Origin of the sequence: Paenibacillus macquariensis (assembly GCF_900156375.1) — a bacterium.
GTDB classification, from domain to species: Bacteria; Bacillota; Bacilli; order Paenibacillales; family Paenibacillaceae; genus Paenibacillus_AQ; species Paenibacillus_AQ macquariensis.
This window is the reverse complement of sequence record NZ_FTNK01000021.1, coordinates 61,682-70,095: the sequence shown is the minus strand read 5'-3', so window position 1 is coordinate 70,095 and position 8,414 is coordinate 61,682. Positions and strand designations below refer to the sequence as shown.

Annotated in this window: 8 protein-coding genes; 5 read left to right on the top strand and 3 right to left on the bottom strand. The window is 41.3% G+C overall.

What is annotated here, in order from left to right; translation table 11 throughout:
* The 3 genes from BW961_RS25170 to BW961_RS25155 all read right to left on the bottom strand — a co-directional run.
* On the bottom strand, window positions 1–828 hold an 828-nt coding region (locus BW961_RS25170), incomplete at its 3' end, for a hypothetical protein (protein ID WP_076577029.1).
* A gap of 664 nt (window positions 829–1,492) precedes the next feature.
* On the bottom strand, window positions 1,493–2,374 hold the full coding sequence (locus BW961_RS25160) for a hypothetical protein (protein ID WP_068587487.1): 882 nt from the start codon (window positions 2,372–2,374) through the stop codon (window positions 1,493–1,495).
* 353 nt (window positions 2,375–2,727) lie between these two features.
* Window positions 2,728–4,158, bottom strand: coding sequence for an MFS transporter (locus tag BW961_RS25155; protein WP_211269768.1), 1,431 nt, complete (start codon window positions 4,156–4,158; stop codon window positions 2,728–2,730).
* A gap of 521 nt (window positions 4,159–4,679) precedes the next feature.
* On the opposite strand from BW961_RS25155, the gene BW961_RS25150 reads away from it, so the two are divergent.
* The 5 genes from BW961_RS25150 to BW961_RS25130 are packed head-to-tail and all read left to right on the top strand — an operon-like array spanning window position 4,680 to window position 8,314.
* Window positions 4,680–5,273, top strand: a complete 594-nt coding sequence (locus tag BW961_RS25150; protein WP_068587485.1) for a class I SAM-dependent methyltransferase — start codon at window positions 4,680–4,682, stop codon at window positions 5,271–5,273.
* Window positions 5,263–5,916 carry a phosphatase PAP2 family protein gene (locus tag BW961_RS25145; protein WP_068587483.1) on the top strand — a complete coding sequence of 218 codons (654 nt, stop codon included), beginning with the start codon at window positions 5,263–5,265 and terminating at the stop codon, window positions 5,914–5,916. The genes BW961_RS25150 and BW961_RS25145 overlap by 11 nt, the downstream gene beginning before the upstream one ends.
* Window positions 5,906–6,523, top strand: coding sequence for a DedA family protein (locus tag BW961_RS25140; protein ID WP_068587481.1), 618 nt, complete (start codon window positions 5,906–5,908; stop codon window positions 6,521–6,523). The genes BW961_RS25145 and BW961_RS25140 overlap by 11 nt, the downstream gene beginning before the upstream one ends.
* On the top strand, window positions 6,520–7,218 hold the full coding sequence (locus BW961_RS25135) for a response regulator transcription factor (protein ID WP_068587479.1): 699 nt from the start codon (window positions 6,520–6,522) through the stop codon (window positions 7,216–7,218). The genes BW961_RS25140 and BW961_RS25135 overlap by 4 nt, the downstream gene beginning before the upstream one ends.
* The gene (locus BW961_RS25130) at window positions 7,208–8,314 is read left to right on the top strand and encodes a HAMP domain-containing sensor histidine kinase (RefSeq protein ID WP_068587477.1); all 1,107 of its coding nucleotides are present in this window, start codon (window positions 7,208–7,210) and stop codon (window positions 8,312–8,314) included. Before BW961_RS25135 ends, BW961_RS25130 begins: the two co-directional genes overlap by 11 nt.
* Window positions 8,315–8,414: the final 100 nt, after the last annotated feature.

The window sequence follows — 8,414 nt, the reverse complement described above, 5'->3', positions numbered from 1 at the left end:
TTCCGCAATTACGCTGCCTACAGGCGGACCTTCTTCCCTGGAGAAGCGACTCCAATCATTTTTGGAATACACAGAGATCATCAGCAGCATTTCAGCATCTTTTCCATCTTTTGTCGTATAATCGAACTCTACTACATGCTTAGCCGTTGGCTTGATTTCATTTGCATTTGCGCCTGCATATTGGTTCACCTTGTAATGTCCGTTCCAGGAAGCGGGCAGATTTAAACTGAAGTTTGCCTGAGGATTAGTGTATAATTCTTGGTTATCCGCCAAAACATCTTTGAGTTTATTTCCTTCCCAAGTTAAGATGAGATGATTCACGTGTCCACCATTCCCTCCTTGAGGGGCTGTTACGATAATATCGTTCACTTTGTTACCTGTATAGTCACCGATAATTAAATTCGGTTCTCTTCCAATTTCTCCATACAAATTTCCGTCCGTCCCTTTGGACATCCAATTATATTTTACGTACTTGTTGGTTTTTCCATCTTGCACGATGATAGATAAATCACTGGCATACGTATCCAGCTTTCCATTAATCTTTTCTTTTGTACCCACCAATATGACTTTGTCTTTAACGACATCACCGTTAATATCGGACAATATGTAATCAAGTACATACGTATTTTCCTTAAGTTTAAGTTCGGGTACTCTAAATTTTTGACCAATTTCTATTTTTGCTATAGTTTTTTGGGACTGTTTCGTTACCCCTTTTTGGGCTGAGGGTGCCTCATTTGCTAATGAAACTTGAGGTGCACCGATGCTTACTGCACAAATAAAACCTGTCAACGCTAATAAAGGAATTTTCTTTAAGTACTGCTTTTTCATTTTCTAAAAACCTCCGTTTATGTTTTGTTGTCTCTTACATAAGTATGACGTATGAGCTCCCCTAAAAAGTTTGTTTCTGGTTGGCTGAGAAAGAAACTTTATGAATGAATCGTTGTTTTGTGTTCTGTTACATAAAAAAGCCCGCGATTTTACGCGGACTTCATTCGGATATTGTTCGTGTCTTTCGACAACATTGAGGTTGATCTGAACTAACGGATACTATAAATCTCCGAACGGTTTAAGATTGGTCGTAAAATTCTCGAACAAAGTATTTCCATTGCCGCCCCATGCTGCCCCAGACATGTTAACCTTTCGGGTATTATCTTCCATATAATTAATAAACCGTTTAACAAACGGTACAAATCAGATTGAGTTCCCTGATATCCGTACTCTTTAAACCTTTTTCCCTCTGCATCACTCTCTTCGCCTTCGTATAAGTACCTCAAGAATAAGGTTCCGTATCTCAAGGTTAGACGCCTCTTCGACGTAGCTCATGATCCCACCCCATTTTGCGTATTCAAGTTTTATTCTCTTTCATCATAATACCCTTCTCCTTTTAATTTTCATTTAGCAAGGAAAATTGACTAATCAAATCCATCGGCAATCGGTACAGATTCTTGACAAAACCGCGAAATTCATTCATCTTCGCGGCGTTGAGATTACTTTATTTCACTTCAACTACAAAAGGACTGATAAAAGTTTTACCGTTTCGCTGAAATTGCCCCCAGATTTTATATACGCCGGTATTGGGAAAAGTCGTCATGAATTTCGCATCCGGGCCTTTCGCTTTTTCCTCCATCGGGTGTACATGCAAATACTGCTCTGTATCTTCGCTTAGGATCACAACGTGCCCAACAGCGCCTAGGTAAGGCTCTAGATCCGTTATCGGATCTTGGGACTTCGCATCCGAAAGTTTGAAGTTCAACTCAATTTCTTTGCCGGCTTCCGGATGATTGTTTTCGAGTGTGATTTCTACCCCGTCCACGATCACGGAATGTTCATCCGATGGTTTAATCGGAACTTGTTCAGCGGCTAGCCCTTCTACCTTGATCCATTCGGACTTCGTTGTGGCAGATCCGCCGGTAGGAATATAGTCGGCGAATAACTTATAATCACCACCGGAAGGGAACGATGTCGTGATTTCGAATTGCCCATTCCCTTTGTACTCCGGATGGATGTGGTCAAAGTAAGATAAATCCTTGCTAACCGCGATGAGATGGAGCTTCTTCTCGTGATTAATATCGAATTCCTCGATGGCCTTCCCGTCCGTATCCTGAATTTGTACGGTGATCAATGTATTCTCTCCAGATTTCGGCGTTTCTTCAGACCATTTCCAAACAGCATTCGTCTCTAGCTTCTTCGTCTCGCTGGCCTGTTCTTCTCCGTGAGCTTCGCCGTGCTCTCCGGCACTTGATGCACTAGGTGATGTTACTTGTGATTGTTCACCATGTGGACCATGGTTCTCAGTTTCTTGTTTATTTTGTTTCCCGCAAGCAGCAACCAAAACAAGTGCCGCTAGCAATCCGATCAAATAAATTCGTTTCATTTTTTCGCCTCCATGATATGAATAACTTTATACTTTTGCTCTTTGTAGACGTAGCGCATTCAGCACAACGGAGACGTTGGTAACACCCTAGGACCTAGAGGAAGCGATTGTGGCTGGCATTCAAGACCAATACGTAAAGCTGTTTGAATGGCGTCATTTCGATTGCAGTGCCTGGATGAACAATAGAAGCAATGGCAGTTAGTTACTCCGGTTGAAACGTCGTTCCACCTACTGAGAGTGGTGTTGCTAAGGCTAATTTGCGAAGAGTCAAGCTCCAACACATCCTTTGTAATTAATGGTAATGCTCATTTCAGCCGTGAATAACACGACTGATTATTATGTCTATCTCATTTTCAATTCTCTGACGTTTTCCCTTTACGGATGAAAATCAACGCGATAAGTGCACCGACGATAGCTATGATAGCCGCTCCAACGAATGCGGAGTGAAAACCCGTATTTAATGCTGCAATTTGATCAATCCCTTTATCCAACTCCCCTTTCGTCCAGGAGGAAGATATGGCAGCCATGACAGCTAATCCAATGGCTGAACCAATCTGATAGCTCATATTGGATAAGCCCGACGCCAAACCGGATTCTTCTGGCCTTGCCCCCGACAAGGAGGCGATCGTTGCCGGGATATAAGCCATTGACATGCCAAGTGCCCCGAGTAGAGAAGCCCACAGTACGTTGGTAACGAAGTTTCCACCTTCTGGCGTATTCCAAGCGAACAGCAACAGTGATACCGCTAATATAAGCATACCAATGACGAGATTTCCTTTGATTCCGAACTTGCCGACTAGCCTTCCCATGACTCCGACCATCAAGATCATGATGAGGATCGTCATCGGCACCAGAGCAACCCCACCCAAAAATGCCGAATAGTTCAGAACCTGTTGAAGATACAGATTCAAGAAAAACCAAAGCGGAATCCAAGCACCTGCAAGAGTTGCCAAAATGATATTGCTCGCAAGTAGATTCGGAGCTCTAAATATCCGTAGAGGTACGAGCGGTTCTTTTTTCTTCGCTTGCACGATCAGAAACAGAATGAACAGTACAGCAGCAATAGCCAATAAACCGAATGTTTGCGCTCCCCATCCGTTATGCTCCGAAGTGACGATCGCATATACCGCCAGCACCAACGCAGCCGTGACCGTCAGTGATCCTAAGAGATCGATGCTGCCCTTGCTTTTCGTTCCTTTTGGAAGGACATACAGACTGTACAAAATAGCGAACAAGCCTACGGGGATGTTGATCAGGAATGTCCAATTCCAACTGAGCCATTCCGTAATGACTCCTCCGAGGAAAACCCCTGCCGTACCACCTGCTGCCGCGGATGCTCCCCAGAAGCCGAAAGCTTTGTTTAACTCCTTAGGGTTAGCGACAAAGAGTTGCATGATGATGGTCAATGCAGCTGGAGCGATTAGCGCAGATCCAAATCCTTGAATGGCGCGGGCGATATTCATCGACTCCTCGGACCAAGCTAATCCGGCTAACAGCGAAGCAAGTGACAAGATTATAAACCCGAGCATAAACATCTTACGTTGACCGAATAGATCGGATAGTCGGCCTCCTAGTAGCAATAATCCCCCGAAGAAAATGACATAAGCATTAAATACCCATTGCAGGTTGTTTTGCGAGTAACCAAGTGCTTCTTTAATCGCTGGGAGAGCAACCCCGATGATAGATGTGTCCATGATAACCATGAACTGGGCCAAGCATAGCAAGAACAATGCCTTCCATCGTAGCGGATTCGCATTAGTCATAGCATTTGAATTTCCTGACATTTCGTATTCCTCCTTGATTTGGTTTATATTCGTATAGTATACACCCCTACCCTATATGTCAACAACCTTTTCCATAATAAAACTTCTGACTTTGGATCAGCAGTAGACTTGATTTGATTAAAATGGGTGATGTAATGAGCTGATTGATGGCGCCGTTGCAATTGCAAGTGAAATAAAAAGTCGATTCTTATATTATAGAATCGACTTTTTATTCTAGATAATTTCAAAAAATTATTCAACTAACCTACCGTTCGTATTATGAGATCAATCAGTTCTTTCTGGTTGATTCTTTTTTATTTGCATAAGGGATAAGTTAGCCTAGTCGAACGTACCTACCCGTGGGAATTAATCCCGAGTGCTATAATGTTCACCCCTACTTATATACCAATTAAGCACCTGATCTTTAGAAGCTTTTCCTGCTATCATAATCAATTCTTCAGAAATAATTCAGAATCTCCCTCACTTTATCTGCAGATTTATTAGATAACATAAGAAGTGTTAAATAAGGGAGGCAACATGATATGTTATTAAATATACAATCGAAAGTTCAAGAAAAACTTCTATTCATTTCCCGTTTTATACATTCGCCAGGACAAATCGGCAGTGTAACTCCGAGCTCTAGATATTTAGCCCGAAAAATGATTGATGCTGTTACATGGGACCAAGTGCACGCCGTTGCCGAATTAGGTGCGGGTACAGGTGCAATCACGAAATATATTCAAGCAGCCGTTCATGAAGGCACCGAAGTTGTTCTCTTTGAAAAAGATCCCTATTTGCAAAAGAAATTGCAACATCAATTCCCCGAATTCACATGTTATACGGATGGATGTGAGCTTCAATCTGCCTTGAAACAAGAAGATATCGTTCAACTCGACTGCATTCTAAGTGGACTACCCTTTTATAACTTCCCTAAACCTTTGAGAGATCGGTTAATCGAACAAATTCGATTATCACTTAAGTCCGGTGGCCTGTTTATCGCTTTTCAATACTCCTTACAGATGAAACAACAACTAAGCGATAACTTTGAAATCAAAGAGATTCTGTTTGTCCCTATGAACGTTCCACCAGCATTTATTTATGTCTGTCAAAAAGGGACCTCAACGGATGAAAGCTAAAGTCGCGGAGTATAAACCATTGTTATGGATGTTGGTGATTCCCGTCTTAAACATTTGTTACGGCATATTAAACCACGGCGGTTCGAATGTCAACAGTATGATGACAGATCTGGATGCACAAATCCCCTTTGTTCCAGCCTTCATTATTCCGTATTTGTTATGGTATCCCTTTATGATCACCATGCTTATTACGTTCTGTATAAAGAATAGATCTGTTTATTACAGAACCCTGCTCACCTTATGTCTTGGTCTAATCATCAGTTATATCACCTTTTATGTTTATCAGACCTCCATTGTTCGTCCCGAGGTGACTGATCAAGGATTATTAAATTGGCTCGTACAACTGATTTACCGGACTGATGGTCCTTATAATTGCTTTCCCAGCATTCATGTATTAAGCAGTTACTTAATGCTGAAAGGGATGGCGGATTGCAGAAATTGGCCCCTTCTATCCCTAGTACTCGTCAGGATCACTTCATGGTCGATTATCCTTTCAACGCTCTTTGTGAAACAGCATGTTATACTGGACATCGTTGGAGGAATTATTTTAGCAGAAATGCTGTATTACGCGGTTCGTAAATGGATGACTTCACAAGTGAAAAGTAATTCTGCTTCCGAATGGAGTGAATCAAATGGATTATGATAGGCTGTTATCCATGATCCAACATTTTGGGTATCTTACGCTATTTTTCTCTTTATGGCTAGGTATTGTAGGCATGCCTATTCCTGATGAGGTCATTGTGATGACAGGTGGTGCAGTAACCACCCAAGGAATCCTTGCCTTTATGCCAGCCTTTCTGCTCACTTATTTAGGAGTCATATCAGGATTATCGCTGGGCTATGTACTCGGGCGTTATATCGGTACTCCCATTCTGCATAAATTGCGCCGAAAGAAAAAGATGGAGAAATATATCAATTATTCAGAACATTTAGTTCAAAAATACGGAAGTTTGGCCCTTTGTATCAGTTCTTTCCTTCCCATAGTAAGACATGTCATGCCCTATCTTACCGGGATTAATAAGATGAGCTATCGACGGTATGCCCTGATCTCCTACTCGACAGGATTGGTATGGACATTATTATTCTTTATAGCGGGACGTTATTTGGGAAATCATGTACAAGAAGTGGGTTCTCTAATCTATAATTATGGAATAAAGCTGCTGCTGCTCCTTACCCTAGTCATCATTATCGTTGTGATCGTTAGACTGACTTTTAGATATAAAAAAACACATGGAGGAGACCGTCTATGACACATATAAACATTTTGGTCGTGGATGACGACCCTGAAATTCGGGATGTTCTTCATATATATTTACGTAATGAAGGTTATCACGTTTTGGAAGCTGAAGACGGTGTGCAGGCACTAGAAATTTTGCAGCAAGAAAAGATTAATTTAATCATTCTGGACGTGATGATGCCGAATTTGGATGGAATTAAAGCCTGTCTTCGAATTCGAGAGGAATCCGACATCCCTATTATTATGCTTTCTGCCAAAGAAGAGCCTCTGGATAAAATCACGGGTCTTTCAACGGGGGCTGATGATTATGTAACCAAACCGTTTAATTCTCTAGAGCTAATCGCCAGAGTGAAAGCCCAATTAAGAAGGCAACAATTCTCTACCTCAAGCCATACCTCAGACCCTTCGGAGATTGTAATTGATGATCTTGTAATTAATAAGAATCAACATACGATTACCTTACAAGGCAAAGATATATCTTTAACGCCGATTGAATTTTCCATCCTAGTATTGTTAGCCACATATCGGGGGCAAGTGTTCAACATTGATAATATTTATCAAAAGGTCTGGAAAGACCAAACGGCTTTTTATTCCGAAAACACAGTGATGGTCCATATTCGGAATATCCGTGAGAAAATTGAAATCAAACCACGAGAGCCACAGTATATTAAGACCGTCTGGGGAGTAGGTTATAAGATTGATAAATAAAATTTGGTCCGTATTGAATGGCAACCGAAGCATTCGCGTTCAAATGCTCTGGGCAGGCATACTCAGCCTTATCCTCACCTCTATTTCCAGGACCATTTTGGATTTTCTCCGCCCATTATTTCCCGATGCTTTTTTTGAATTCTCAGCTTTAGCTCTTTTTTTTGCGTCGTTCATTTTCTTCTTTTTTGTGCTAACCAGCCGTACGGTCCGATACTTCCGGGTCATCACGGATGGCTTGCAGTCTATCGCAGGCGGAAATTTGAAATATCGCATTCCTTTGTCTAGGCAAGATGAGCTAGGCAATATTGCACACAATATCAATCATATGGCAGAACAGTTACAGCAACAAATGGAAAAAGAACGCCAAATTGAACAATCGAAAATGGAGCTAATCACATACGTCTCTCATGATTTGAGAACTCCATTAACCAGCATTATCGGCTATCTGGATTTACTTAAGACTCCTAAATACCATGATGAAGTGGAGAAAGCACGCTTTATTAACAATGCCTATAACAAAACGCAACAGTTAAAGAAACTGATTGATGACTTATTTGAATACACCCGGCTGACTAATGGTGATGTCAAATTATCTTTTCAGGAAGTTGATTACCATAAATTATTTGAACAAATTATTTCCGAATTCGAACCCGTTGCGAACGAGCAGCAGATTACCATTGTACAAGATATCTCTCCTATACCCTTCTTAGTTAGAATGGACATTGAAAAAATGGTCCGAGCTATTGATAATCTATTAACGAATGCCTTGAAATTCTCTCTCCGTCCTGGAGAAATCAAAGTTCAGCTCACCGCCCAACAAGACGAAGTCATTCTATCCGTCGAGAATGTAGGTAAGTCCATTTCTCTTGAACAGGAGCAACAATTATTTGAGCGTTTCTACAAGATGGAACCCTCACGAAAAGAGCAGAATACCCCAGCCGGTTCTGGACTAGGACTTTCGATTGCCAAACATATCGTCGAACTACATGGCGGACGAATTTGGTTAGAGCATCATAAGGGCCATTACAAGTTTTGTATCATGTTACATTTGGTTAATCAGCAATTATCATCAATGAATAACTATACTCAAGAGTAACATGACATAATAATAGACACCGCAATTAACACAAATGGTTTAAAGAGTTCATCTCTGATCTCCGAAGGGATTGAAGTTCCAGTATCAGCTATAATTAACC